The 2,082-nt window shown below is 75.0% G+C and carries 2 protein-coding genes; both read right to left on the bottom strand.

Annotated elements, in window-relative coordinates; genetic code table 11:
• Window positions 1–935 (bottom strand): GGDEF domain-containing protein (locus L0B03_RS19645; RefSeq protein ID WP_250448087.1); only part of this gene is annotated, 935 nt, incomplete at its 3' end.
• A gap of 54 nt (window positions 936–989) precedes the next feature.
• Window positions 990–2,082 (bottom strand): aromatic acid exporter family protein (locus tag L0B03_RS17035; protein ID WP_284501955.1); only part of this gene is annotated, 1,093 nt, incomplete at its 5' end.

Here is a 2,082-nt window from a genome sequence, read left to right as displayed (position 1 = left end):
ACGTGCGCCCCGCCGGCGCTCAGCGAGAGGGGCACCGCCACGCCCTCCCAGACCAGAGGCTCGGCCTGGACCGCGTGCCGCAGGGCCTCGGCCCGGTGGCGCAGGGCCTGGCCGTCGACCTCGGGCAGGAGCACCGCGAGCTCGTCTCCCCCGAGCCGACCGACCACGTCCTGCGGCCGCACGTGGCCGCGGAGCACCTGTCCGACGTGGACCAGCGCCGCGTCCCCCGCGGGGTGCCCGTGCGCGTCGTTGAGCTCCTTGAAGCGGTCGAGGTCGATCACCAGCAGCCCCGTCCCGCGCTGCTGGTCCGGGGACTCGAGCGCCTCGCGGGCCGCCTGCTCGAAGGCGCGCCGGCTGGCGAGACCGGTCAGCGAGTCCATCGTCGCCCACCGGTTCAGCTCGGCGACCAGGTCCTCGTTGCGCCTGCCCGCGCTGACCAGCACGCCGGTCAGCGCACCGAAGGCCACCGAGGCGATCACCAGCTCGGAGGCCACCGCGCCGGGCGGCAGGACCGTGAGGACGACCACGGCGTCGCACACCGTCGCGACCACCATGACGAACCAGGCCGCGGGGGCGCGCAGGTACCCACCCGCGTAGACCACCGCGAAGGTGAGGCTGAACCGTGCCGCGGTGCTCGCGTCCTGGGTCCAGAGGTTGAACCCGGTCACGACGAAGGTCGCGACCACCGGCAGGGCGAGGAAGGTGACCCGCGGCATCTGCAGGGGCCGCCGCCGGAAGGAGATGGCCGTGAGGAGCAGCGCGACAGCAGCCACGACGCACACCGCGAAGGAGGTCGGGCTGCTCCCGACCCGGTCGATCACGACGTTGTACCCCTCGTAGGCGACGAGCACGACAGCACCGATCGCGGTCAGGGTCGCCGCGACCCGACCGGCCGCCACCCGGTCCCGGGGCTCGAGCACGTCGACGAGGGTCACCCTCCAGGGATCGGGACGGACATCCCGGGACATGAGGGACAGGCGGGGGCCATCTCAGATGTCGGGCAGCAGGCCCCGCGCGACCCCCGGTTCGGTGCCCGCGACCTCGAGCAGGTCGACCACCAGGGAGCGCAGCAGGAGCACCACGCCCTGCACCTGCCAGTCGTCCGGGGAGACCTCCCACGGGTCGCAGGCCCGCGCGACGACGGCGAGCCGCTCGCGGGCCTGGGTGGGCACCGCACCGGCCCCGCGCGCGTCACCCAGGTCGTGGCAGGCGGTCGAGAGCTCGAGGACCAGCTCGGCCAGCCGGTCGACCTCGTGGCCGTCACGCACGAGCATCGCGCAGCGGCGGGACAGCACCCGGGCGTTGCGCATGGCACGGTCGGCCCGCACCGCAGCGGTCTCGAGGTCACCCAGCTCACCCCGGTGCCGACGGTTGGTCGGGGAGACCCGGGCGTTCTGCCGGGCGTTGGCCGCCTCCGAGCGCCACTGGTCGAGCACGGGCTGCGAGGCACGGCCCCGCACGAGGGCCTCCTCGACGTCCTCCTCGTCACCACGGACCAGGCCGCGCCCGAGCAGGCTCACGACCTCGGTGATCTCCTGGATGCCCTCCTCCGCGAGGGACCGGATCCGGCGGCGCGGGTCCTGGGGCCACAGCGCGGCTGCCACGAGGGCGACTCCCCCACCGACCAGGGCGTCGACCCACCGGTCGACCGGGCCGCCCGACTGCGCCGCCGGCAGCCCCACGATGACGATGGCCTGGACCCCGGCCTGGGTCGCGAGCAGGGCCCCGCGGTCGATGAACCGGGCGACGAGCCCCGCAGCAGCCAGGACGACGGCGATCTGTACGGCCCCGCTGCCGATCACGTGCACCAGCAGGTCACCCAGCAGCACCCCGACGGCGACGCCGATCGCGAGCTCGGCCACGCGGCGCAGCTGACGGTCGGCCGTGAACCCGAGCGCGACCCATGCCGAGACGGGGGCGAAGAACGGGTAGGGGTGGCCGAGCACGTGGTGGGCGATCGCCCAGGCCAGCCCTGCCGCGGCGCTCGCCAGGAGCACCGGGACGAACGCCCGACGGACGCGTGCCCAGCCCTGCCGCACACGTGCCCGGGCGACGACCCGGGCCGAGGTCACGCCCGGTCGC

Source organism: Actinotalea sp. C106, assembly GCF_023630195.1.
Classification (GTDB): Bacteria; Actinomycetota; Actinomycetes; order Actinomycetales; family Cellulomonadaceae; genus Actinotalea.
Note: the sequence above shows the minus strand (reverse complement) of the source record. Positions and strands in the feature narration are given on the sequence as shown.